Here is a 23,503-nt window from a genome sequence, read left to right as displayed (position 1 = left end):
GATCACGCTCACTCCCCCGTCGGCTTCAGCGACTTGAAGATCTGCGCGTTGTCGGGCGATGCCCAGATCGCCGGGAACGCGTAGAGGTCGTCGAGCGTCGGCCAGCCCGTGAACTTGTCGGCGTGGAACTCGCTCGTCGTGCCGCCGGTCAGCACCGGGATGTACGGCATCGAGGTGACGATCTCGGCCTGGATGATGTCGAACTGCGCCTGGCGCGCGGCGGTGTCCGCGGGGTCCGTCGCCTTGAGCACGGCGAGCGCGGCATCGACGTCGGGGTCGCTGAATCGCGCGACGTTCTGCGGGGCGACCTCGCCGACGGGGGCCGTGAACTCCGTGTTGAAGTACTTGTCGTAGAGGTAGTAGGGGTCGGATGCCGCGCCTTGGCCGAGCGAGTCGATCGCCAGCTGGTAGGTGCCCTTGCCCTTCTTGTCGGTCCACTCGTTCCACGACGACTGCGAGACCTTGAGCTCGATGCCCGCGGCCTTGAGCTGCTGGGCCATCGTGTCGATCGCCGTGATGTAGTCGGTCCATCCGGTCACGACCTCGACGGTCAGCGCGAGCGTCTCACCGTCGCGGGCATAGATCCCGTCGGCGCCCTTCGCCCAGCCGGCCGCTTCGAGGATCTCGCCGGCACCCTCGGGGTCGGGCGTGCTCGGTGCGACGGGCTCGGCCACGGCCGCGGAGATCAGGTCCTTCTGCGTGGTGGTGAGCGCGAGCGTCGGGGAGATCTCGCTCGCGGTGTTCTGGAAGGCCAGCGAGTTGATCTGGTCGCGGTTCAGCGCCGCGTAGATCGCCTGCCGCACGGCCGGATCGGTCTGGGGCCCGACACAGCCGAGCTCTGTGTTCGAGCAGGTGAGCAGCGCGACCTGGTTCTGCGGGATCGTGATGGCGTCGTAGCCGGGGTAGGTGGTCGACACGTTCTGGATGTCGGGCACCGGGCCCGTCTGCCAGTCGATCGTGCCGGCCTTGAGCGCATCGGCGCCCGCGGTGTTCCCCGACAGGGAGAGGTAGCGCACGGCCTTCACCGCGGGCTCGCCGTCCCAGTAGTCCGGGTTCGACTCGAGCGTGAAGGCCTGGGGCTTGAAGTTGCCGAGCGTGTACGGTCCGGTTCCGATCGGCTCGGCCATGACGTCGGTGGTCGGGTCGATCCCCGACCAGATGTGCTCGGGCACGATCGGGGTGCGGCCGAGCAGCGTCGGCCCGCTCACGAATGCCGGGTAGTCCCAGGTGAACACCACCTGGGTGTCGTCGACGGCCTCGACGGTGCCGTCGAACCCGCCGTTGTTCAGAGACGGGGTGTCGAGGAGCATCTGGAACGTGTACGCGACGTCGGCCGCGGTGAACGCCTCTCCGTCCGACCAGGTGACTCCGTCGCGGATCGCGACGGTCAGCTGCGTGCCGTCGTCGTTCCATGTGTACTCGGTGCCGAGCAGCGGCACGTAGGGGTCGTTGTTCACGTTCGTGACGAAGAAGAGGGACTCGTAGATCGTGCCGATCCCGCCGATCTGCGAGGGCGAGTACGGGTTGAAGTTGATCTGGTAGTCGCCGGACTGGCCGGTGTAGGCGACGAGGGTGTCTGCACTCGACGACGAGGACGATCCCCCTCCTGCAGGGGCGCATCCCGACAGCAGGAGCGTGGCGGTCGCAGCGGCCGCGGCACCCGCGATCCAGAGCCGCGCGGAGGGTCGAGCATCGTGCTTTCTGCGGAACATCATTGGTCCTTTCTCAGGCGCGTCCGCTGAGAGCTGTCGGCGCCGACTGTGTGGTGGTGATCGAGGAATCTCACCTTCCGGCCCCATTGTTACTTAGCTAAACTATGTCCGTCAAGCGTTTTCCGAGAAGCACTCCGAGCGCACTCAGCCGCGAAAGGGCACCATGACCGACCTCGCACTTCCCCCCTCGCGCAGCACTGACGCTGTGCGACACGACAGCACTGACGCCGTGCGACACGACCGCAACACCGCTGTGCGATTCACCCATCTCCGCCGCGACGGCGTCTCCCTGCTCGTCGAGAACTCCGCGGGCGGCGCGCCCGACGACGTCGCCCCGAGCCTGCCTCAGGTGCTGTTCTGGGGGGCCGACCTCGGGTCCCCGACCGCCGATGAGCTCGTCGATCTGGCCTCGGCGGTCAGCCGCCAGCACGGCGCGGGAGATCTCGACGCCGCCTGGCAGGCGTCGATCCTGCCGGTGGACCGCGACGGATGGGCCGGGCGACCTGGGCTCGCCGTCTCACGGGGAGGGCTCCCCGTGCACCCGCGGTGGGATCGGATCGACTGCGCGGTCGACGACGACGCGCACGCGCTCTCGATCGTCGCCGACGACACGCGCAACGGCATGCGCCTCACGTCGACCATCGCGATGCAGGTCGGCGGAGTCGTCACGGTGGAGCATTCGCTGACCGCGACGGGGAACGAGGATGTGGGCGGCGGGCGCTCGGTCGACGGACTCTCGATCGGCTGGCTCGAAGCGACCCTCCCGACCCCGAAGGCCGTCGACCATCTGACCACGTTCGCGGGCCGATGGACCCGCGAGAAGGTTCCGCACACGGGGTCGATCCCCCGCGGATCGACGGTGCGGCAGACCAGGCGCGGCCGGGGCGGGCACGACTCCCCGATGCTCTACCTCGTCTCGATCGATGCCCCGCGCGACCGTGTGGGCGAGCTGTGGGGCGTGCACCTGGGCTGGAGCGCCGATGTCACCTATCGCAACGATCGGATGCCGGACTCCGTCGACGTCCTCGGCGCGGGCGAGCTGCTGCGCACCGGCGAGGTCACACTGCGCGACGGCGAGACCTATACGACGCCCACCGCGTACTTCGCGTGGTCGGGCGCGGGCCTGGACGGGCTGTCCGAGCGGTTCCATCGATTCCAGCGCACCCGCCCGCAGCATCCGACCCGCCCGCGGCCTCTCGTGCTGAACACGTGGGAGGCGGTGTACTTCGACCACGATCCGGCGTTCCTGCAGACGCTCGCCGACCGCGCGGCGCACGTGGGAGTCGAGCGGTTCGTGCTGGACGACGGATGGTTCCTCGGCCGACGCCATGACAGGAGCGGCCTCGGCGACTGGATCGTCGATCGCGCGGTGTGGCCGGACGGGCTCGCTCCGCTCGCCGATCACGTGCACGAGCTCGGCATGGAATTCGGACTCTGGTTCGAGCCCGAGATGATCAACCTCGATTCCGACCTCGCCCGTGAGCATCCCGACTGGCTGCTGCATCCCGCCGATCACCTGCCGACCCCGGCGCGACTCTCCTGGCGGTCGCAGTACGTGCTCGACATCGCGCGGCCCGAGGTCTACGAGCACATCATCGGCCGCATCGACGCGCTGGTGTCCGAGCTCGGCATCGACTTCATCAAGTGGGACCACAATCGCGACCTGGTCGAGGCAGAGCACGGCGGCGCACCGGGCACGCACGCCCAGACGCTCGCCGCGTACCGGATGATCGGCGAGCTCAAGTCGCGTCACCCGGGTCTCGAGATCGAGTCGTGCTCGTCGGGAGGAGCGCGCAGCGATCTCGGTGTGCTGAGCGTCGCCGACCGGGTGTGGGCGAGCGATTCGAATGACCCGGTCGAGCGGCAGGACATCCAGCGCTGGACCCAGCTGCTTCTCGCCCCCGAACTGGTCGGAGGGCACGTCGGTCCGACGACCGCGCACTCGTCCGGCCGCACGACGTCGCTCGCGTTCCGTCTCGCGACGAGCCTGATGGGCTCTGCCGGGTTCGAGTGGAACATCGCCGACTGCACCCCCGACGAGCTCGAGGTCCTGCGCCGGTGGGCGGCACTCTACAAAGAGCTCCGCACCACGATCCACACCGGAACCGCCGTGCACGCCGACGTGCGCGACCCCGCGCTCCGGGTCGTCGGCGCCGTGAGCGTCGACCGATCGGAGGCCGTGTTCACGATCGCGAGCGTCGCGACGCTCGAGGACTCGCTGCCCGAGCGCATCCGACTGCACGGACTCGACCCCGACGGCCGGTATCGGCTCCGGGTCCGCGACGAGATCGGAGCCGCGCCGCACGGGTTCGCGACACCCGAGTGGCTGAAATCCGCAGGCGTGACGCTGCCGGGGGCGGTGTTGGGCACCGTGGGCCTGCAGATCCCGCCGTTCTGGCCCGCTCAGGCCGTGGTGCTGCACCTCGTCCGGGTATGACCGTCTCCGTGCGACGCGGGCGAACAGCCTGAGGCACGAGAATCGCCCGGCCGGTCGCTCGTCGCGATCGGCCGGGCGAGACACCCTCCGAGGTGTCGTCTACTGCGCGGCTGTGCGCCCGCGCAGCAGCGCGTTGCCGTGCTGCAGCACGGCAGGATCCCGCAGACTCTCCGGCTCTCCGCCACCCGCACTGCGGACGCGGAACACCGCGGACTCACCGGCGAGGAGCGTGACGAGTCCCCGGTCGACGGTCGCGTCGGCCGAGTACCGGTCGACGAGGAGCGTGATGTCGCGCACGTACGCCCGGGCCGTGACCTGCACGAGCGTCACCCCCGGCTCGCCTGCCGCGGGAAGGACGTCGACGTCGAGCACATCCGGATCCAGCCTCTGCGCGACGAGCTCGACGGGGTTGTGCACGGCCGTGGCGAACCCGTCGAGGCGTGCGGTGACGATCTCCCCCGCGGCGTCGGCATACTCCGTGAGCTCGGGGTCGAGCACGATCGTCGCCTCGCCCCGGGCCGCGATCGACTGCGCCGTGACCGACTGCGCGAGCACGCGGCCGTCGAACGTCGTCCGCTGCAGAGTGACCTCGCCCTGCCACGCGTCGTCCGTGTCGTTCAGCACGACGAGGGCGAGACCGGACTCGCGCGGCTGGAACGTCGCGAGACGCGGCTCGTAGACGTCGCGCAGCGCGAACCAGAGCGGCTTGCGCCGTTCTTCGAAGTCGACCGCCGCCCACGACACGACGGGCCAGCTGTCGTTCAGCTGCCAGACGATCACGCCGGTGTTGCGCGGTGAGAGCGAACGGAAGTGCTCGATGCCGAATCGCACGGCGGCGGCCTGGTTCAGCTGCGTCGCCCAGTGCCATTCCTCGATCGACCGCGGCTCGGGCAGGTGCCCGGTCATTCCGCGCTCGAGCTTGAGATTGCCGTCGGCGGCCTTCTGGTGCACGAGCATCTGCGCACCGTACGGGTCGAGCGGCTCGTCGTGCACCGCGTCGACGAGGGTCGTCCACGCGGGCGGGCCCTGGAATCCGAACTCCGAGGCGAAGCGCGGACGGTGGCGCCGGTACTCGGAGTAGTCGAGGGTGTTCCACACGTCCCAGATGTGCATGGTGCCGTGGGACTCGTCGTTGGGATGGATCTCCTCGTCGAAGGAGTACGGGCTGGCCGGGGAGTAGAACCGCGTCGGGTCGAGCTCGGCGACCAGCGACGGCAGCAGCGACAGGTAGTACCCGAGCCCCCAGGTGCGACCGTCGAGCGGCTCCTTCCAGCCCCAGTCCTCGTGCCCCCAGATGTTCTCGTTGTTGCCGTTCCAGATGACGAGCGAGGGGTGCGGACTGAGCCGCACGATCGCCTGTCTGGCCTCGGCCTCGATCTCGTCGGCGAGCCAGTCCTCCTCGGCGTAGGCGGCGCAGGCGAACAGGAAGTCCTGCCAGACGAGGAGGCCCTCCTCATCGCACGCGGCGTAGAAGTCGTCGGACTCGTAGATGCCGCCGCCCCAGACGCGGAGGAGATTCATGTTCGCCTCCACGGCGTCGCGGACGCGACGCCGATAGCGGTCGGCGTCGATCTCGGTCACGAACGCGTGGTCGGGGATCCAGTTCGCGCCGCGCACCTGGACGATCTCGTCGTTCACGATCAGGGTGAACGGCGCGCCCTCGGCATCCGGGGCCGTGTCGACCCGCACCGTGCGGAATCCGACTCGCGACGCCCAGCGGTCCGCCGCCTCGCCGGCACGATCCAGCGCGACCTCGACGGGGTAGAGCGGCTGGTCGCCGTGGCCGATCGGCCACCAGGGCCGCACGTCGGGAACCTCGACGCGCACGACGACCTCGGTCGTGCCCTGGGTGACCTGCTCGGAGACACTCGCTCCGCCGACGCCGACCGTCACGAGAACCGGCTCTCCGGTCGACACCGCCGACCATTCCAGGTCGATGTGCGCCTCGAGCACCCCGTCGACTCCGCCCTCGCGGCGAGCGAGGTCGACGAGCGGCCGCACCGCGGCGATCCGCACGCCCGACCAGCTGTCGAGGCCGATCGGCCGCCAGATGCCGCTGGTGGCGAAGTCGATCCCCCAGTCCCAGCCGAAGTTGAACGCGGCTTTGCGCAGGGCGTTGTAGGGGTGATGGTTCACATGCGGACGCGGTCCGTGCTCGGCGCTGCGCGACTCCGCCTCGTCGACCGGCGCCGCGAAGGTGATCGCGAGCGTGTTGACGCCGTCGCGCAGGTCTGCGCCGAGATCGAAGCGGTAGCCCCGGTGCTGGTTCTGGGTCTCGGCGATGATCCGCCCGTTGACCTCGATCGTCGCGACCGTGTCGAGTCCGTCGGCGACCAGGTCGTGACGATCCGACCCGTCGTCGTGCCAGTCGAACTCGGTCTCGTAGCGCCAGACGGTGCTGCCGATCCACTGCTGCGCGGACTCGTTGTCACCGTCGAACGGCGCGGCGATCAGCCCCGCCGCGCGAAGATCGGTGTGCACGCAGCCGGGCACGGTCGCGGCTGTCGTGTCGAGGGCTATGTCGGCCGGGATCGGACCCGAGACCGCGGTGAGCGTCCAGTTGTCGTGGAGAGGTCGAAGTGCCATGAGCGTCCTTGCGTTGAGCGACTTTATTACCTAAGTTTACAAAGTGACACCAGTATAGCCCGGAGGTATGATCCGGGTGTCGAAGAACCGAAAGCAGGACAGGTGACCCAGCACGACCCTGGCGCGGAGATGCGCACCTGGCCCCATCTCACCGGTGTCGAGCGCGGCGCGCTGCGCGAGCTGCTGATCCACGGCCCGCTCCCCCGCGCCGAGCTGGCGCGACGTCTCCAGGTGTCGCGGGCGAGCATGACCAGAGCCACCCGCCTGCTCGTCGAGCACTCCCTGATCGCGGAAGACGAGATCACCCTGCGGGGAGCGATGGGTCGCCCCAGCGAGATGCTCGTGGTCAGCGAGGACGCGCATCACCTTCTGGGCATCAAGCTCACCGGCGACGCGGTGTTCGCCGTCGTGACCACCCTCGGCGCGCGGCTGGTCGCCTCGGTCGAGGAGCCTCTGGTGTCGAACTCGGTGCAGGACACGGTCGACCAGATCGCGAGGATCCACGCGCGCTTCTCCGAGACGTTCAGCGACATCCACGCGGCCGGCGTCTGCCTGGCCGGCGACCTCGCGACCGTCGACGGACAGCAGATCGTGATCGCCTCGTTCTTCCTGCGCTGGCGTGATGTCCCCCTGGCCGCCCTCCTCAGCGAGCGCCTCGGCATCCCGGTGACGGCCGACAACGACGTGCGCGCGCTGACCGCCGCCGAGCACTGGTTCGGCGCCGGCGCCGGCTGCGAGTCGCTGGCGCTCGTCACCGTCGGTGCCGGCATCGGCTTCGGACTCGTGGTCGACGGGCGGGTGGTGACCGGGCACAACGGTCGCGCCGGCCAGCTCGACCACCTGCTGGTGGACACCACCGGGCCCGAGTGCGGGCTCGGTCACCGCGGCTGCGCGAGCGCCTACCTGCCGAGCGCGTGCATCGTGCAGGCCATCAGCGACGCCGACGAGGAGACGGACGACGGCCTCGACTACGACGCCGCCGTCTCGCGAGCGCGGGCAGGAGACCCGATCGCGCTTCGCGCCTTCGACGACGCGGCGCGCGCGCTCGGGATCATCATCGGTACGGTCGTGAACGGTCTCGACCCCCAGAAGATCGTCCTCACCGGCGACGGCCTGGCCGTCATGGAGCTTCAGGGCGAGCGCGTCGTGCAGACGATCGAGGCCACACGACTGCCGAGCGCCCTGCCCGTGCCCCTCGACGTACAGCCCTTCGAGTTCACGGAGTGGGCACGCGCCGGGGCCGTGCTGGCCATCCGCAGTCTGCTGCGTTTCTGAGTCCTCCCCGCGCCGAACAGCGCGCTGCCCCGGTCACTCGCCGTAGAGCTCGCCCACCGGCACGGCGACGTCGAGCACGTTGCCCGGCTGCGCGAGGGGGCACGCCCACGCGGGATCGTAGGCGCACGAGGGGTTGTAAGCGAAGTTGAAGTCGAGCACGATCGTGCCGCGATGCGCGTCGGATCCGAGGTCGGCGCCCTTGATCGTGTCGACCAGGTAGCGCCCTCCCCCGTACGTGCCTCCGGGTGTGCCGACCAGCGCGTCGCGCACCGGGATGAACAGACCGCCGCCATAGGTCGTGAGCCGCCAGACGTCGAGAGATCCCGTGTCAGGGATCTCGACCCTGCCGACCCGCTCGAAGGGCACCACCCCGTCGGTGCCGGTCGCGAAGTCGAATCCCCCGGGCTCGGCATCGAGGATCGGAAGCTCGAAGCGCCAGGCCGGATCGTACGAGGCGATCGGCAGCCCTTCGAACAGGAGGCGGTCGTCGGGCAGCAGCGGCGTCGCCGGATGGTGCAGCATCAGCTCATCGCGCTCGATGCGCCAGAGCTCGTGCGCCTCCTCGGGGGAGTCGGCGTGCCGCACCGTGGAGTACAGGGCGAAGACGCGGCGGCGCCAGTCGGCGACCTCGAGGGCCGTGCGGGCTGTGGTGGTCATGCGCCCAGGCTACGCCTGTGCACGCCAGACGCTCGCGGCGGTCAGCGGCACGCGCGTCGGCCGTTCGACCGTGGTCGACAGGGCCTCCCTCACCCCCGACCGCGCCGACGTCGACAGGGCCGACATCACCTCGAGGACGTGCAGGGCCATCGCGCCGTCGGCACGCCCCTCCCCTCTCGCGAAGTCGATCAGGCCGACGCCGCGCCCGGAATCCTCGAACCCGGCCGACGGCTCGAGCACGTCCCACTCCCCACCGCGAGGATGCACGCGCACCTCTCCGGCGAAGCCGTTGGGGTCGGGCACGATGAGCGACCCCTCGGTGCCGTGCACCTCGATCGGCGGGGCGTCGGAGCGGACGCCGTCGAAGCTCATCGTCACCGTCGAGATCGCGCCGGAGCGATGCTGCAGGATGCCCGTGAGATGGGTGTCGACCTCGACGGGGATCGTCTCGCCGGCTCGCGGCCCCGAGGCGATGACGCGCTCGTCGCGTGACCGCGATGCGGCTCCCGACACGGACTCGACCGGACCGAGCAGCTGCACCAGCGCCGTCACGTAGTACGGCCCCATGTCGAGCAGCGGCCCTCCGCCCTCTCGGTAGTAGAAGTCCGGATGCGGATGCCAGGCCTCATGACCGGCCGAGATCCACATCGCCGTGGCCGACGTGGGGACGCCGATCACCCCGTCGTCGATCGCCGCGCGGGCCGTCTGCAGGCCGGTCCCGAGCACCGTGTCCGGCGCCGCTCCGACACGGACACCGGCGGCAGCCGCGGCATCCATCACCCGCATCGCGTCGGCGAAGGTCGCGGCGAGCGGCTTCTCGCCGTAGACGGCCTTGCCCTGCGCGATCGCGGCGAGCGCGACCTCGGCATGCGCGGCCGGCACGGTGAGGTTCAGGACGACATCGACCTCGGGGTCCTCGAACAGCTGCGCGGAGGCCAGGGCTCGGCATCCGGGGATGCGTTCGGCCACCGCACGGGCACGGTCGGCGTCGAGATCGGCGACCGCCACGATGCGCACGGCCGGTGCCGACAGCAGGGTCGCGAGGTACTGCTCCGAGATGACGCCGAGGCCGACGATGCCGATCCCGGTCACCGCGCCGCCCACAGCATCCCCCGCTCGATGACGGTGCGGACGTCACTCTGGCGCAGGACGTCGAGGCTGTGCCCCGGCGTCGAGACGAACACCCTGCCCCGCCCCCACTCGCGCGTCCAGATCGCGGGCGACACGACGGGCCGATGCCACGGATGGTACGGCTGCACAGGATGCGTGGTGGTCGCGAGCACGTCGATCAGGTCGTCGTGCAGCACCCAGTACTGCTCGGTGACGAGGGTGAAGTCCTCGACGCCGAGGGTGATCTCATGGGTGCGCCCGAGTTCGGTGATCTCGATCGTGTGCTCGAGATAGTTGTCGGTCTGATCGCCGACGATCAGGTCGGGATGCCGGGACGGATGCGTGGCGAACTGCCCGCCGACGAGCTGCAGGTAGTCGGCGCTCGCACGGAAGGAGTCGGCGACGCCTCCGTGCCAGCCCGCGAGTCCCGTGCCGGCGGCGACCGCGTCACGCAGTCCGCGCACGGCCTCGGCGGAGCACTGCGACATCGTCACCGACTGCACCACGAGGTCGACCTCGGCCATGCGGGCAGCGTCCGCATAGACCTCAGGGTCGTCCTCGATCACGATGTCGAAGTCGTTCTCGCGGAGGAAGGGGAGGAACGAGTCGGTCGCCTCGACCGGGTGATGTCCCTCCCACCCCCCACGGACGACGAGAGCGGTGCGTGTCATCGGAGATCTCCTTCGGTGGGATCGGCATCGACGGGGGTGCCGATGCTGTCGTGTGCGGCGCTGCGTTCGACGGCGTCGAGCACCCGCTGCACCTGAGCGGCCTCGGCGAACCCCGGCGTCGCCGACTGCTCGCCGGCCACCGCCCGCACGAAGTCGACGACCTGGTGCGTGAAGAGGTGCTCGTAGCCGAGGCCGTGGCCCGCGGGCCACCAGGCACCGGCGTACGGATGCTGCGCCTCGGTGACCTGCACGCGGCGGAACCCCTGGGCGGCATCCTGCGTCGCGTCGTACACCTCGAGCTCGTTCATGCGCTCGAAGTCGAACGCGATGGATCCGCGATCGCCGTTGATCTCGATGCGGTTGGCGTTGCGGCGACCCGTGGCCATCCGAGTCGCCTCGAACACCCCGAGCGCGCCTCCGTCGAAGTGCGCCGTGAACGCGACGGCGTCGTCGACGGTCACCGGCAGCCGATCGGCGATGTCGGCCGCGCTGCCGCCGAGCCCTTCGACGTTCGACCGCCGGGGGCGCGATCCGACGAACGTGCGCAGCGCGGCCGAGACCGATGCGATCCGCTGTCCGGAGAGCCACTGCGCGGTGTCGATGCTGTGGGCCCCGATGTCGCCGAGCGCGCCCGTTCCTGCGCGATCGCGGTCGAGGCGCCAGGTGTGCGGGGAATCGGGATCGCTCAGCCAGTCCTGCAGGTACTGGGCGCGCACGTGGCGGATCTCGCCGATCCGCCCCTCGGCGATCAGCTGCCGCGCGAGGGCGAGCGCCGGGGTGCGTCGATAGCTGAAGCCGCACATCGCCACCGCACCGGTGCGCTCGGATGCCTCGAGAGCGGCTGCCGTCATCTGCTGCGCCTCGGCCACGGTGTTGGCCAGCGGCTTCTCGCACAGCACGTGCTTGCCCGCGGCGAGCGCAGCCAGCGCGATCTCCGCGTGCGTGTCTCCCGGCGTGCAGATGTCGATCACGTCGATGTCGTCGCGCTCCACGGCATCGCGCCAGTCGAGGGAGTGCTCCGCCCACCCCCAGCGGGCCGCGGCATCCGCCGTCGCGTCCTGGCGGCGCCCGACGATGAGTGCGCTCTGCGGCTGAAACGGCAGGTCGAAGAACCTCGGAGCCGTGCTCCAGGCCTGCGAGTGGATCCTGCCCATGAAGCCTGTGCCGATCATCGCGATCCGCAGCGGCGGTGTGCTCGTCATCGTGTCACCTTTCCGCATCCGACGATGCCACCCGCAGTGGTCACCGTCGAGAAGTTTGCGCAAAACCGCGCGCTGGGCGAGAGTGGGGCGATGCCCCCTGTCGACGACCCCGCAGCGCCGCGGCGTGCGACTCTCGCGGCGGTCGCCGACGCCGCCGGGGTGAGCATCGCGACGGCCTCCCGTGCCCTGAACGGCCGGGGCGACCTCGCCTCGGCGACCAGGCGTCGCGTGCACGCCGTCGCCCGCGAGGTCGGCTACGTGCGCGAGCCGTCGGTCGGCGGCCGCCCTCTCGGGTCGGCGCGACTCCTGGATCTCGTCCTGGGCTCGTACGACGACGACTACTCCGCCGAGGTCACGGCGGGCGCACGCACCGCGGCCGCCGACGCCGGATACGATCTGGTCCTCACCGAGGAGCGTGACACCCCCGACGACGACTGGCCGCTGCGCATCCGTCGACGCGGTTCGGCCGGCGTCGTGCTCGGTCTGATCTCCCCCACCGCACCGCAGCTGAGCGCTCTCGCCGACGCATCGATCCCGGTCGTGCTCATGGATCCGCGCTCCGATGCCCCGCGCGGTCTCACCCGCGTGCACACGACCGATCACGACGGCGGCCGCTCCGCCGCCGCACACCTCGTCGAGCGCGGCGCGACGAGGTTCGCCGTGCTGCTCGGCCTCCCCCGCTATCGCTACGGTCGCACCAGGCACGCCGGTTTCCGCGAGGGGCTCCGCGAGGCCCTCCCCGGCTCCGCAGCCACGGTCGTCCAGGCCGAGTGGCGCAGCTCCTCGGCGCGCGACGCCGTGATCCCGCTGCTGCGCGACCTCGCCCCCGGCGAGCGCCTGGGTGTGTTCGCGTGCTCCGATGAGCTGGCCGCGGGCGTGTACGCGGCTGCGTCCGCGACCGGACGACGCATCCCCGACGACGTGTTGGTCGTGGGGTTCGACGACCTTCGCGGCGCGCGCTGGCTCACCCCCGCGCTCACGACCGTCCGACAGCCGATCCGCGAGATGGCCGCGGCGGCGGTCGATGCGCTCGCCGACGCCGCAGCGGGAGGCGAGCTGTCGGGAGGGCCGATCGTGCTGCCCACCCGTCTCGTCGTCCGCGCCTCCACCTGACGGCTGTCGCCTAAGACCGCCGCCGGTTCAGAGCACGAGCGGAAGGGCCATCGCGCCCACGGCGGCTGCCATGAGCGCGGGCCCGGTGCGCCCTCGACCGCGCCGGGCTCCCACCGCGATCGCGACCGAAGCGACAGCGAACGCCGCGGCGCCGATGATCGCGAGCCCCGTCACCGACCATGCCGTCGCCGGGTGATCGTGCAGCGCGTGCGGGTGCCCGCCCCCGCTCGCGGACGGCATGGCGATCAGCAGCACCCCCATGACGATCAGTCCGAGCGAGGCATGCGCCGTCGCACCGTCGACTCGTGCGCGTCCGCCTCTGCCGCTGGCGGGTGACCGGGACGAGCCCAGCACGAGACCCATCGCCACCAGCAGCGAGAGCCCGAGCCAGTACACGGGCGCGAGCCAGCGACCGCCCGCGGTGTCGATCATCGCGACGATCATCAGCGTCTCGGCGCAGACCTGCACCCGACGACGACCCGTCCGCTCTCGCGCGACGATCGCCGCGTGCAGCACCATGAGCACCAGCCCGGCGCCGTGCAGGAACCCGGCGAGCATGCGGTCTCCTTCGAACGGGCGCCGAGCCCCGACGCGCGTCCCATCCTGCAGCGTCCTTCGCCCGCGCCATCGGCCGACCGCGCAGCCGTGCCCGCTGAGGCAAGTCCCGTGCTCGCCGCGACAACCCGCTGTGCGCTCGTGACGCGAGCATGGTCATGCGGCGAGCGCCGCACCTGCATCGAAGGAGCTGCCATGTCCTCTTCCGTCACGGCGGCGACCCGCACCGAGGCGCACCGCCGCCTGGGCGTGCCGGCCGTCGCCTTCCTGATCGTCGCGGCCTCCGCGCCCCTCACGGTCATCGCCGGCGGGTCGACGAGCGCGTTCTCGGTGACCCATGTGCTGGGGGTGCCCTTCGGATTCGTCGTGCTCGCCGCCGTGCTCGCGGTCTTCGCGGTCGGGTACGCCGCCATGAGCCGATTCGTCACGAATGCCGGCGCCTTCTACTCCTATGTGGCTCAGGGAATCGGTCGACCGGCGGGCATCGGCGCCTCGGTGCTCGCGCTCATCGCCTACAACGCCATGCAGGTCGGCATCTGGGGCATGTTCGGATTCCAGGTCTCGTCGCTCATCGAGGCGAAGACGGGGCTCGCGACGCCCTGGTGGGTCTGGGTGCTGATCGGCATAGCGATCGTCGGGGTGATGGGGGTGAATCGCGTCGATCTGTCGGCGAAAGTGCTCGGGGTGCTGGTGGCTCTCGAGTTCCTCGTGGTGATCGTCTTCGATGTGGTCGCCTTCGCGAATCCGGCCGAAGAGCTCACGGCCGCGCCGGTGACCCCCGCATCGCTGTTCGTGCCCGGGGTGGGTGCCGTGCTCGCGTTCGGCATCGCCGCGTTCATGGGATTCGAGTCGGCGGCCATCTACGGCGAGGAGTCCAAGAACCCGAAGCGCACGATCCCCCGCGCCACGTTCCTCGCGGTCGGAGTGATCGGCGTCTTCTACACGATCTCCTCGTGGGCGCTCGCGCTCGCGATCGGCCCCGACAAGATCCTCGATCCCGGAGGCATCGCCCCGGAAGAGGCGGGTCCGCCGCTGTTCTTCGACTTCGTCTCCTCCGCGCTGGGTGGGATCTGGGTCGACATCATGTCGATCCTCTTCATCACGAGCGTGTTCGCCGCCGTCGTCAGCTTCCACAACGCCGTGGCGCGCTATGCGTTCTCCCTCGGTCGAGAGGGGGTGCTCCCGCGCGGTCTGGGCGCCATCCGCGCCGAGAGCGGTGCGCCGTGGGCGGGCTCCGTGCTGCAGACCGCGATCGCGGTGGTGGTCATCGTGGGCTTCGCGATCGGCGAGCTCGGGTGGGATCCGGCCAACGGCCCCTTCGCCGTGCTGACCCTGTTCACGTGGCTGACGAATCTGGGCGCGTTCGGTCTCGTGCTGCTCATGGTGCTCGTCTCGGTCGCGGTGGTCGGCTTCTTCCGTCGCGACCCGCGTGATGTCGGCGTCGGCAGTCGCCTCATCGCCCCCGTGATCTCGTTCCTCGCCCTCGGCACGGTGTGGGTGCTGATCCTGGTGAACTGGGATGTGCTGCTCGGCCAGCAGGCCACGACGCCGACGTCATTCATCCTGCCCGCGGTCATCCTCCTCCCCTCGATCGGCGCCACGCTCTGGGGCCTGCGCCTGCGCCGCACGAGGCCCGCGGTCTACGCGCGCATCGGACACGGTGCCGACGAGACGGGGGCACCGCGTCTCGGCGATGAGACGACACGCGACTGACCCATCGCGGGACACGAAGGGGGCGGATGCCGTGGCATCCGCCCCCTTCGTCGTACCGGTCAGCCGCAGGTGCAGTCCGCTCCCTGACCGCATCCGCCGTCCGGCCCGCCATCCGCACCCGCATGCCCGTGCGCCTGGGCGGACTCCGGCACGTCCATCGCCGGATTCACGTCGAGGAAGCCATACGGCTTGAGCCAGAATCCCGCGTAGTCGACCGGCATGATCGGCCAGTCCTCGGGGCGAGGGATGTGCGTGAGGCCGAAGGTGTGCCAGAGCACGAGGTCCTCACCGTCGATCGATCGGTCGTCGTGGGTGTACGCGGGCAGCCCTGCACCGCCCTGATGTGCGTTCGGGTAGCGTCCGGCCGGCCAGCGCTCGTCGCGGTCGTATGCGGTGCCCCAGAGGTGCTTCGTCGCGAACGCTGCCCGCGCGGCCACGGTCGACGTCGGATCCGCCATCAGCAGCGCCGTGGGCTGGGGCAGCAGATGGTAGGCGGTGGGCTTGCCCAGCCGATTCCTCGTCGACGCCGAGCGCACCTCCCACACCCGTGCGACCGAGGTGTCCGCGACGCGCTGCGCCTCGCTCTCGGTGCGCAGCGGCGTCTCCGTCCAGGTGAAGGCGTTGCCGAACGGATTCGCCTCCCCCATCGGGATGCGCGCGGCATCGATCTCGACCAGCCGGTTGTCCTCCCCGTCGATCGCGACGTCGAGTCGGGCGCTGAAGAGGTGCTGATGCACCGGTGCGAAGACGCCGGGGGCGATCTCCGGCGCGTGCGGGTTCGAGGATCCGGGAACGCCGCCCCCGACGAACACGATGCCTGTGGCCTTGGCCTCGAGCTGGATCGAGCCGTCGAGGTAGAAGTACCAGTAGAACCCGTAGTCGTAGTTGCCGATGGTCGAGAAGTACGAGACGACCAGGCGACGCGAGCGACGGACGTGCCCGCCCACGGGCCCCTGCTCGGTGTGCTTCCACAGGACTCCGTAGTCCTCCTCGTGCATGCACACGACATTCGGGATCTGCATCGGGTTGCCGTGGTCGTCCGCCACGTAGCCGTCGAAGTAGCGGATCACCCCGAGGCAGTCGCAGCCGAGCTCGAGGTGGTTGGCGTTCTTGCCGAGAAGGTACTCCCCCGCGTCGAAGTAGCTGATCCAGAACCTCGTGGGCGAGGTGTCGCCGTACGGCACGACCATCTCGGGCACGCTCGCCCTCGTCAGCACCGGTCGATCGTCGAACCGCACGTCATGCAGGACGAGTCCCTCACGCGCGTTGAAATCCACGCGCAGCGACCAGTTCTCCCACGTCACGTGCGATCCGTCGACCGCGAAGCTCGGCCCCTCGGGCTGGGTGATCTCGATCGGCCTGAGCGTCGTGCGCGCGGTGCCGACGGCATCCGGGGTGTAGTTCCCGCTGCCCACCGGAACGGGGACATCCCCGTCGTCCTCGATGCCGATCACCGTGTTCTCGATGAGATCGATGTGCACGATCAGCCCTTCGACGGGATGCGCCCACGCGATGTCGTCTTCGCTGTCGCGGAGGAACGTGAGGGAGCGGATCACCCGTCGTCCCACCTCGCTCTCGCGCCCGACGAAACCGGGGGCGAGCGGCGAGCAGAACGCGAGATCCATGCGATCCGCGAGACCTCGGCGCCTCATCGCCGCCTGCCACTCGGCAGACGCCTTGACGATCTCTGCCGCGCGCTCGTACTCCTCGAAGAGGTACTGCGGCTGACCGTAGGGTGCCGATCGCGAGTCGTGCGGACGCGACGACACCACCTCGCCGCGCGTGACCGACACGATCACCTCGGTCACGTCCCCGGTCGTGACGTGGAGAAGCGTGACGTCGACGCGCCGATCGAGCGGATCGCCGGGCGCCCACGCGGCGATCTCCTCCTTGGTCGGCTCGTCGGGCAGCAGCATCGGCACGCGCACGTTCGCGTCCAGGAGTCCCGCGTCGACGAGGATCTCCCGAGCCCGCGCGATCTCCTCAGGTCTCAGCGGGTCGAGCGGATGCTGCGGCACCGGCGTCCCCCGGCGGCGCGACGAGCGCACCGGGAGCAGATCGGCGTTGTCGTGCGGCTGCACCGGCTGATGATCGTGGGTCATGGGACGCCCTTCCTTGCGACGTATCGGCGGGCACGCGGCATCGCGCCCCCGCCCGTACGCCAGATCGTACGAGCGAGGATGCCCGGCGACAACGGCTCGCGCGGCTCGTGCGCAGACCGTTCGCCCTGACACATCGGGCGCGCGCTCTGCGACAAGTCGGGCGTCGCGGGGCCGCCCACAATGAATCCAGGCGCGGGCCGAAAGCCCTCGGCATGCGCGGCACGGGCCGCCCGTGCAGACCACACGCACAGAGGAGACATCGATGTCCGACCCCACCGCAGACCTGACGACCGCCGCTCCGGAAGACGACCTGCTGCGGCGCATCCAGGCGACTGGCGACGGCGGTCGGGAGGTCGTCGACGCGGCCACGCGAACGCCGATCGGATACGCGCCCGTGCAGACGCCCGACGAGCTGGAGCAGGCGATCGCACGGGCGAGAGCGGCGCAACCGGGCTGGGAGGAACGCGGCCATGCCGAGCGCTCCCGCCTGCTGAACGCGGCCGCTGATGCGATCGATGCGCACGCCGAGGCTCTCGCACGCCTGCTCTCGCGCGAACAGGGGAAGCCGCTCAACGGCCCCAATGCGCGGTTCGAGGTGGGCGCCTGCTCGGCCTGGCTGCGCACCGCGGCCGCCACGCCGCTGGAGCCCGAGATCGTCGTCGACGACGGCACCACGCGTGCCGAGCTGACCTACCGCGCGATCGGCGTCGTAGGTGCGATCGGTCCGTGGAACTGGCCGCTCATGATCACGATCTGGCAGATCGCCGCGGCGCTGCGTATGGGCAACACGGCCATCGTCAAGCCGAGCGAGTACACGACACTCAGCGTGCTCGCCCTCGTCTCGGTGCTGAACGACGTCCTCCCCGCCGACGTGCTGATCGCCGTCGCGGGCGATCGCGAGATCGGTGAGCGCCTCGCCGCGCACCCCTCGATCGGCAAGATCATGTTCACCGGCTCCACCCGCACCGGGCGGAAGATCGTCGAGAGCTCGGCCGAGAACCTCGCACGACTGACCCTCGAGCTCGGCGGCAACGACGCCGGCATCGTCCTGCCGAGCGCCGACCCGAAGGCCATCGCGCAGGACCTGTTCTGGGGCGCCTTCATCAACACCGGCCAGACCTGTGCCGCACTCAAGCGCCTGTACGTGCACGACTCGCTGCACGACGAGGTCGTCGCCGCCCTCGCCGAGGTCGCGGCCGCGATGCCGATGGGCAACGGCCTCGACGAGCGCAGCGTGCTCGGCCCGCTGCAGAACCGCGCGCAGTTCGAGATCGTGTCACGGCTCGTCGACGACGCGAAGGCGAACGGAGGCCGGGTCGTCACCGGCGGATCGCCCGCGACGCAGCTCGGCGAGCTCTTCTATCCGATCACCCTCGTGACCGACGTGACCGACGGCGTGGCGCTCGTCGACGAGGAGCAGTTCGGCCCGGCGCTGCCCATCGTGCGGTATTCGGATGTCGATGACGCGGTGCGCAGCGCGAACCGTCTCGACGTGGGTCTCGGGGCCTCGGTGTGGGGAGACCGCGACGAGGCACGCCGGGTGGCCACGCGGATCCAGGCCGGCACGGTGTGGATCAACTCCCACGGCGGCGTGCACCCGATGATCCCGTTCGGCGGCGTGAAGGGCTCGGGCTACGGGCTGGAGTTCGGCGTCGAGGGGTTGAAGTCCGTCGCCGTCCCGCACATCGTCAACGGCTGAGCCCGAGCCCGGCGTTCCGCGCGGCGATCGCGGTCAGTGCGTCGCGCGGAACTCGCTCGGAGAGACTCCGAACGCCGCCTTGAAGATGCGGCTGAAGTGCGCGGCATCGGGGAAGCCCCAGTGGGCGGCGACCGCCGAGACGGGCCGATCGGCGAATGCCGGATCCAGCAGGCTGCGCTGACACTGCTGCAGTCTGCGCGTGCGGATCCAGGTCGAGATCGTCGTCCCCTGCGCGTGGAACAGCGCATGCAGATGGCGCGTGGAGATGTAGTGCGCCGCAGCGACGGACGCCGGACCGAGATCCGCCGACGCGAGGTGGCGATCGATGTGGCCGTAGATGCGGCGCAGCAGGGCCCGATGCGGATCACTCGCGTCGTCCATCCCCGACTCGCGGGTGAACACCGTCGTCAACAGGTCGACGGCGCTGTGCATGAGCCGGGCTCCGGTGGCTCCGGAGAGCTGGTCGAGGTTCTCGGCGAGCTGGGTCAGGTAGGGGGCGACGAACGCCCCCACACCCTCGGAACCTGACATGCGCACCGCCGTGAGCTGTCCCATCACCTCGGCGGGGAGCGCGATCAGATGGCGCGGGAGCATCATGACCATGGTCCGGAACGCCTCGTCGAAGGCCAGGGTGTACGGACGGTCTGTGTCGTAGATCGCCAGGTCACCGGGGCCCAGCGTGGTCTCCCGCCCGTCCTGGATCAGCAGGCCTGTGCCCGCCAGCATCATGCTGACTTTGAAGTACGGGCTGGCACCACGGGCGACGAGCTCGGGCGTGCGTTCGACGACGTGCGCGGTCGCTCGCACATCGGTGATGTGGACGTCGTCGATCTGCGCGCCGCGCACGACGCCGCGGAATCGGTCAGGGCGCTCGACCGACACCTGCAACGGCACGAACGAGTCGTCGACGGCGGCGCGGAACCGGCTGATGCCCAGGACTTCGCCGTGCGTACGCTCTTCTCGGGTGATGAGCATCGGGAGACCACCTCTCCTTCGAAGCGGATGTCATCGTATACGATGCTTCCGCCATGGTACCCCGCGCGTCGCCGTTCGGACAACAGCGAGAGGCGTTGATAGCGTCGATGCATGTTCATCGTGGGAGTCCTCGCCGCCGTCGCCGGGATCGCACTGTTCCACACCGCCCTGGGCCGGACGATCACCGCCAACGCCACCGCGCGCATTCCCTTCGGCAGCAGACCGCCGGTCAGCCCGCACGGATCGGTCCCGATGCGCGCGCTCGGAGCGGGGTTGATCGTGCTCGGCGCCGTGTTCGTCGGGACGGCCGGCTGGCAGTGGACGGCCATGGTCGTCGTGGCAGGCCCTCTCACCGCGCTCGCGATCATCGGCCTGCACAACCGGCGGGTGCGTCGCGGCGCGGAGGCGCAGGGCTGACACAGAAGGAGTTGGTTCCGGTCCCCCATGCCCGAACAGGGGGACCGGAGCAGTCGTGTTGAGAAGGCACGCAGGCGCGCCCACCCCCATCTTCGTGCTCGAGACCGAGAGAACCCGAGGACGACGTCTGGTTCGACCGACGGAGAGCGGCGCGAGGCGGCTCGACGTGCTCTCAGCGTAGGACGGATGCTCTCCGGACGCCGATGACGGCCCAACCGTTGACTCGCAGCCCTCGACTTGCTAAGAGGATACGCTCGAGGGGTGCTCGAGACTCTCACCGGATTCGCCGTCGTCGGAGTCGCGATCATCCTGGGCTACGTCATCGGGCGCATCGATCTGCTGGGGCCGCACGCCCGTCACGTGCTCGGTCGCCTGATCTTCTTCGTCCTGTCGCCGTTCCTGCTCTTCACGGTGCTCGCGCACGCCGACGCGAAGATGCTGTTCTCCTCCCTGCTGCCGGTCTCGGCGATCGCCGCGGTCGCCGTCATCGTGATCCATTCGCTCATCGCCCGACTGTGGTGGAAGCGCTCGACCGGCGAGACGCTCATCGGCGCGCTGTCGGCCGGGCAGGTCAACTCGAACAACATCGGCATCCCGCTGTCCCTGTACCTCCTCGGCAGCGCCGCGTACCCGGCCCCGGTCGTGCTGCTGCAGCTGCTCGTGTTCACGCCGATCTCGCTCACGATCCTCGACGCGGTGACGAGCGACCGCGTGTCACTGCGCAGGACGCTCGTGCGCACCGCCACGAACCCGATCATCATCGGGTCGGTCCTCGGCACCCTCGTCTCGGTGTTCGACATTCCGGTGCCGGAGATCGTGATGCAGCCGGCGCAGCTGATCGCCGACGCCGCCGTGCCGGTGCTGCTGATCAGTTACGGCATCTCGCTGCACGGCCAGCGCGTGCTGGGAGCTCCCGGCCGGCGCCGCGACATCATCGTCGCGAGCGTCTTGAAGCTCATCGCGATGCCGCTCATCGCCTGGGCCCTGGCGGAGTTCGTGTTCGGGCTCTCCTCCGCCGAGGTGCTGATCGTCGTCGTGCTGGCCGCCCTCCCGACGGCGCAGAACGTCTTCAACTACTCGCAGCGCTACGACATCGGCGAGACGATCTCGCGCGACACCGTGTTCCTCACGACCGTCGGATGCCTGCCGGTGCTCGTGCTCATCATGGTGCTGCTGGGCTGACCCGCGCCCCGACGCCCTAGGTTGTAACGGTGGACAGCCCACTCGTCTTCCTCGTGCTCATCGCCGCGGTGATCGTGCTCGCGATCTTCCTGCCGCGGTGGGTGCGGCGATCGACGATGTCGGCGGCAGACCGTGAGCAGCGCCGTCTGGCCGACTCCCGCCGCACCGAGATCCTCCATGACCTCGGCACCACGGTCGTGCTCCACGCGCCCGAATCCGTCGTGCGCGAGCTGGTCGACCCGATCGTGCTGCAGCGTCCCCGCGAGTTCACGGTGCTCGGCGACGGCGGCTACGGCATCCGATTCGTCGAGCCCGACGACGCGGTCGTCCGCCTCGTCTCCGACGGCACGACCACGCGGATGCAGATCGAGCGCTCCCGCGACTATCTCGGGATGCCTCAGGGCGCGGCGTTCTGGAACGAGCTGCGCGCACTGGTCACCGCCCGCGCCGCAGCGGACGGCATCGTCGTCACGAGCGAAGCCGGGCGAGCGAACTCGGCCTGACGCAACTAGGCTGTCGTGTGCCGGCGACCACCGACCCGTGACCGCGGTCGGCACCACGACGGCACCACTTCTCGTCACAGTTTCCGTGTCTGTGACCTGCGCCGGAAAGGCTGACCCATGAGCGAAACTCCCTCGAACGATCGCACCCCCGACTTCTTCGACAAGCTGATCGAAGAGACGCCGCGCGAGCAGTCGGGCTTCACCGCCTCGTTCCGCGGCTACGACAAGGCCGAGGTCGACTCCGCGCTGAGCACGCTGCGCAACCAGCTGCAGCAGGCGAAGGCCGATCTCGCCGACGCCGAGGCGCGCCACGAAGACGCCCTCGAGGCTGTCCGCGACGAGGAGCGCACGGCCCGCGAAGAGCTCGAGGCCGAGATCACCACCATCAAGGCGAAGGCCGCCGAGACCGAGCAGCAGGTGCTGACGCTCACCAACGAGCTCGTCGACACCCCCCGCGCCGATGGGCAGGACGCACCGTCGCGCGAGCAGTTCGAGACGATCCTGCGCGTCGCCGAGGACCAGGCCAACGTCCTCATCCAGAACGCCGCGGTGCAGGCCGACCGCCTGATGGCGGCAGCCCGCGAAGAGGTCACCACGCAGCGCGCCGAGGCCGAGGCCGACGTGACGCGGATCATCACTCAGGCTCAGCACGACGCCGACCAGATCCGCCTGAAGATCGACACCGAGTACACCGCCCACGAGGCGACGATCGAGCGCGAGGCCGCCCACGCCGCAGAGAAGGTGCACCAGGCCACGCAGGAGGCCACCGCGATCCGCACCGAGGCCGAGAAGGGCGCCGCCGCGCTGCGCTCTCTCGTCACGCGCGAGACGACCCAGCTGCGCACCGACGCCGAGCGCGAGGTGCGCGAGATGAACGCGCGCGTGCTCGAGTTCGAAGAGACCCTCACCCGTCGACAGGACGACGCTCAGCAGGAGTTCCTGGTGCTGCACAACCAGGCCGTCGCGCACGCCGAGCGCATCACCGCCGACGCCAACGAGCAGGTCACCGCATCGCTCGAGCACGCGCAGCGCATCTCGGGCAAGGCCGACGACTACGAGCGCCTCATGCGTTCGCAGGCCCAGACCATCGAGGCGGATGCTCAGGTGCGCGCCCGCGACACGCTCGACCGCGCCCGCGTGAAGTCGCAGAAGATCGTCGACTCCGTCACCTCGCACACGTCGCAGGTGCTGCGCGACGCCGAGGACCAGGCGCGCCAGCTGCGTTGGCAGCAGCAGCAGCTCGCCAGCTTCATGGCCGAGGTGCGTGAGCTGATCCGCCCCGACGGCATCTTCAGCGACGCCGCGCCCGCCTCGACGTCCGCCGCGGGCACGTCGGTCGCCGCCCTCGGCGATGCCGACGCAGACGCCGCCGACGATGCGGACGACATCGAGACCGTGCACGCCGAGGTCGTCGACGAGTCGGACGACGAGTTCGACACCGCGGCCCAGGTCGAGGAGTTCCGCGGCGACGAGGCTCTCGACGACGAGCTGCTCGATGACGACGCGGCCACGATCGACGGCAAGATCACGATCGAGGTCGTCGAGGCCGACGAGAAGTCCTCGCGCTGAGCATCCTCCCCTGACATCAGGGACG

Annotated in this window: 18 protein-coding genes; 9 read left to right on the top strand and 9 right to left on the bottom strand. The window is 70.0% G+C overall.

Annotated features, from left to right (window positions below; all coding sequences use genetic code 11):
* Positions 1 to 8: 8 nt before the first annotated feature.
* Positions 9 to 1,715, bottom strand: coding sequence for an ABC transporter substrate-binding protein (locus tag HWD99_RS00375; RefSeq protein WP_241794230.1), 1,707 nt, complete (start codon positions 1,713 to 1,715; stop codon positions 9 to 11).
* Between the two features lie 160 nt (positions 1,716 to 1,875).
* On the opposite strand from HWD99_RS00375, the gene HWD99_RS00370 reads away from it, so the two are divergent.
* Positions 1,876 to 4,149 carry an alpha-galactosidase gene (locus HWD99_RS00370; protein ID WP_241794229.1) on the top strand — a complete coding sequence of 758 codons (2,274 nt, stop codon included), beginning with the start codon at positions 1,876 to 1,878 and terminating at the stop codon, positions 4,147 to 4,149.
* A gap of 99 nt (positions 4,150 to 4,248) precedes the next feature.
* Here the strand turns inward: HWD99_RS00370 and HWD99_RS00365 are convergent, their stop codons facing one another.
* Positions 4,249 to 6,735 carry a glycoside hydrolase family 2 protein gene (locus HWD99_RS00365; protein WP_241794228.1) on the bottom strand — a complete coding sequence of 829 codons (2,487 nt, stop codon included), beginning with the start codon at positions 6,733 to 6,735 and terminating at the stop codon, positions 4,249 to 4,251.
* A gap of 102 nt (positions 6,736 to 6,837) precedes the next feature.
* Here HWD99_RS00365 and HWD99_RS00360 point away from each other — a divergent pair, with 102 nt between their 5' ends.
* Positions 6,838 to 8,010: an ROK family transcriptional regulator gene (locus HWD99_RS00360; RefSeq protein WP_241794226.1), complete on the top strand. Its 1,173-nt coding sequence runs from the start codon at positions 6,838 to 6,840 to the stop codon at positions 8,008 to 8,010.
* A gap of 33 nt (positions 8,011 to 8,043) precedes the next feature.
* Here the strand turns inward: HWD99_RS00360 and HWD99_RS00355 are convergent, their stop codons facing one another.
* Genes HWD99_RS00355 through HWD99_RS00340 form a run of 4 tightly spaced genes read right to left on the bottom strand, consistent with a single transcriptional unit; the run spans position 8,044 to position 11,650 of the window.
* Positions 8,044 to 8,667: a DUF1684 domain-containing protein gene (locus HWD99_RS00355; RefSeq protein WP_241794225.1), complete on the bottom strand. Its 624-nt coding sequence runs from the start codon at positions 8,665 to 8,667 to the stop codon at positions 8,044 to 8,046.
* 9 nt (positions 8,668 to 8,676) lie between these two features.
* Complete coding sequence (locus HWD99_RS00350; RefSeq protein WP_241794224.1) at positions 8,677 to 9,759, bottom strand: Gfo/Idh/MocA family protein; 1,083 nt, start codon at positions 9,757 to 9,759, stop codon at positions 8,677 to 8,679.
* Positions 9,756 to 10,448: a ThuA domain-containing protein gene (locus HWD99_RS00345; protein ID WP_241794223.1), complete on the bottom strand. Its 693-nt coding sequence runs from the start codon at positions 10,446 to 10,448 to the stop codon at positions 9,756 to 9,758. Before HWD99_RS00345 ends, HWD99_RS00350 begins: the two co-directional genes overlap by 4 nt.
* Positions 10,445 to 11,650, bottom strand: a complete 1,206-nt coding sequence (locus HWD99_RS00340; protein ID WP_241794221.1) for a Gfo/Idh/MocA family protein — start codon at positions 11,648 to 11,650, stop codon at positions 10,445 to 10,447. Before HWD99_RS00340 ends, HWD99_RS00345 begins: the two co-directional genes overlap by 4 nt.
* A gap of 90 nt (positions 11,651 to 11,740) precedes the next feature.
* On the opposite strand from HWD99_RS00340, the gene HWD99_RS00335 reads away from it, so the two are divergent.
* Positions 11,741 to 12,763, top strand: a complete 1,023-nt coding sequence (locus HWD99_RS00335; protein WP_241794219.1) for a LacI family DNA-binding transcriptional regulator — start codon at positions 11,741 to 11,743, stop codon at positions 12,761 to 12,763.
* Between the two features lie 27 nt (positions 12,764 to 12,790).
* Here the strand turns inward: HWD99_RS00335 and HWD99_RS00330 are convergent, their stop codons facing one another.
* Positions 12,791 to 13,321, bottom strand: a complete 531-nt coding sequence (locus tag HWD99_RS00330) for a hypothetical protein (RefSeq protein ID WP_241794217.1) — start codon at positions 13,319 to 13,321, stop codon at positions 12,791 to 12,793.
* Positions 13,322 to 13,513: 192 nt separating this feature from the next.
* Between HWD99_RS00330 and HWD99_RS00325 the strand changes: the two genes are divergently transcribed.
* A complete protein-coding gene (locus HWD99_RS00325) occupies positions 13,514 to 15,031 on the top strand; it encodes an APC family permease (protein ID WP_241794216.1) in 1,518 nt (505 codons plus the stop codon).
* Positions 15,032 to 15,090: 59 nt separating this feature from the next.
* Here the strand turns inward: HWD99_RS00325 and HWD99_RS00320 are convergent, their stop codons facing one another.
* Positions 15,091 to 17,133, bottom strand: coding sequence for a primary-amine oxidase (locus HWD99_RS00320; RefSeq protein WP_241794215.1), 2,043 nt, complete (start codon positions 17,131 to 17,133; stop codon positions 15,091 to 15,093).
* Positions 17,134 to 17,395: 262 nt separating this feature from the next.
* On the opposite strand from HWD99_RS00320, the gene HWD99_RS00315 reads away from it, so the two are divergent.
* Positions 17,396 to 18,832 carry an aldehyde dehydrogenase family protein gene (locus HWD99_RS00315; RefSeq protein WP_241794214.1) on the top strand — a complete coding sequence of 479 codons (1,437 nt, stop codon included), beginning with the start codon at positions 17,396 to 17,398 and terminating at the stop codon, positions 18,830 to 18,832.
* Between the two features lie 33 nt (positions 18,833 to 18,865).
* Here the strand turns inward: HWD99_RS00315 and HWD99_RS00310 are convergent, their stop codons facing one another.
* Complete coding sequence (locus HWD99_RS00310) at positions 18,866 to 19,807, bottom strand: helix-turn-helix domain-containing protein (RefSeq protein WP_241794212.1); 942 nt, start codon at positions 19,805 to 19,807, stop codon at positions 18,866 to 18,868.
* A 111-nt stretch (positions 19,808 to 19,918) separates the two neighbouring features.
* Between HWD99_RS00310 and HWD99_RS00305 the strand changes: the two genes are divergently transcribed.
* The 4 genes from HWD99_RS00305 (at position 19,919) to HWD99_RS00290 (ending at position 23,478) form a co-directional block, all read left to right on the top strand.
* Positions 19,919 to 20,224: a hypothetical protein gene (locus tag HWD99_RS00305; protein ID WP_241794211.1), complete on the top strand. Its 306-nt coding sequence runs from the start codon at positions 19,919 to 19,921 to the stop codon at positions 20,222 to 20,224.
* 261 nt (positions 20,225 to 20,485) lie between these two features.
* On the top strand, positions 20,486 to 21,406 hold the full coding sequence (locus tag HWD99_RS00300) for an AEC family transporter (protein WP_241794210.1): 921 nt from the start codon (positions 20,486 to 20,488) through the stop codon (positions 21,404 to 21,406).
* Positions 21,407 to 21,435: 29 nt separating this feature from the next.
* Complete coding sequence (locus tag HWD99_RS00295) at positions 21,436 to 21,909, top strand: hypothetical protein (RefSeq protein WP_241794209.1); 474 nt, start codon at positions 21,436 to 21,438, stop codon at positions 21,907 to 21,909.
* 117 nt (positions 21,910 to 22,026) lie between these two features.
* Positions 22,027 to 23,478 (top strand): cell division initiation protein, encoded by a 1,452-nt coding sequence (locus tag HWD99_RS00290; protein WP_241794208.1) that lies wholly within the window; start codon positions 22,027 to 22,029, stop codon positions 23,476 to 23,478.
* Positions 23,479 to 23,503: the final 25 nt, after the last annotated feature.

It is taken from the genome of Microbacterium sp. C5A9 (assembly GCF_022627955.1).
GTDB lineage: Bacteria > Actinomycetota > Actinomycetes > Actinomycetales > Microbacteriaceae > Microbacterium.
This window is presented reverse-complemented; position numbering and strand designations above follow the sequence as displayed.

What these genes read in the sequence shown, in the direction of transcription:
- HWD99_RS00370 (WP_241794229.1), top strand. Translation starts at nt 1,876, where the DNA reads ATGACCGACCTCGCACTTCCCCCCTCGCGCAGCACTGACGCTGTGCGA.
- HWD99_RS00340 (WP_241794221.1), bottom strand. Translation starts at nt 11,650, where the DNA reads ATGACGAGCACACCGCCGCTGCGGATCGCGATGATCGGCACAGGCTTC.
- HWD99_RS00310 (WP_241794212.1), bottom strand. Translation starts at nt 19,807, where the DNA reads ATGCTCATCACCCGAGAAGAGCGTACGCACGGCGAAGTCCTGGGCATC.
- HWD99_RS00345 (WP_241794223.1), bottom strand. Translation starts at nt 10,448, where the DNA reads ATGACACGCACCGCTCTCGTCGTCCGTGGGGGGTGGGAGGGACATCAC.
- HWD99_RS00365 (WP_241794228.1), bottom strand. Translation starts at nt 6,735, where the DNA reads ATGGCACTTCGACCTCTCCACGACAACTGGACGCTCACCGCGGTCTCG.
- HWD99_RS00315 (WP_241794214.1), top strand. Translation starts at nt 17,396, where the DNA reads ATGTCCGACCCCACCGCAGACCTGACGACCGCCGCTCCGGAAGACGAC.
- HWD99_RS00305 (WP_241794211.1), top strand. Translation starts at nt 19,919, where the DNA reads ATGTTCATCGTGGGAGTCCTCGCCGCCGTCGCCGGGATCGCACTGTTC.
- HWD99_RS00330 (WP_241794217.1), bottom strand. Translation starts at nt 13,321, where the DNA reads ATGCTCGCCGGGTTCCTGCACGGCGCCGGGCTGGTGCTCATGGTGCTG.
- HWD99_RS00325 (WP_241794216.1), top strand. Translation starts at nt 13,514, where the DNA reads ATGTCCTCTTCCGTCACGGCGGCGACCCGCACCGAGGCGCACCGCCGC.
- HWD99_RS00355 (WP_241794225.1), bottom strand. Translation starts at nt 8,667, where the DNA reads ATGACCACCACAGCCCGCACGGCCCTCGAGGTCGCCGACTGGCGCCGC.
- HWD99_RS00290 (WP_241794208.1), top strand. Translation starts at nt 22,027, where the DNA reads ATGAGCGAAACTCCCTCGAACGATCGCACCCCCGACTTCTTCGACAAG.
- HWD99_RS00335 (WP_241794219.1), top strand. Translation starts at nt 11,741, where the DNA reads ATGCCCCCTGTCGACGACCCCGCAGCGCCGCGGCGTGCGACTCTCGCG.
- HWD99_RS00320 (WP_241794215.1), bottom strand. Translation starts at nt 17,133, where the DNA reads ATGACCCACGATCATCAGCCGGTGCAGCCGCACGACAACGCCGATCTG.
- HWD99_RS00375 (WP_241794230.1), bottom strand. Translation starts at nt 1,715, where the DNA reads ATGATGTTCCGCAGAAAGCACGATGCTCGACCCTCCGCGCGGCTCTGG.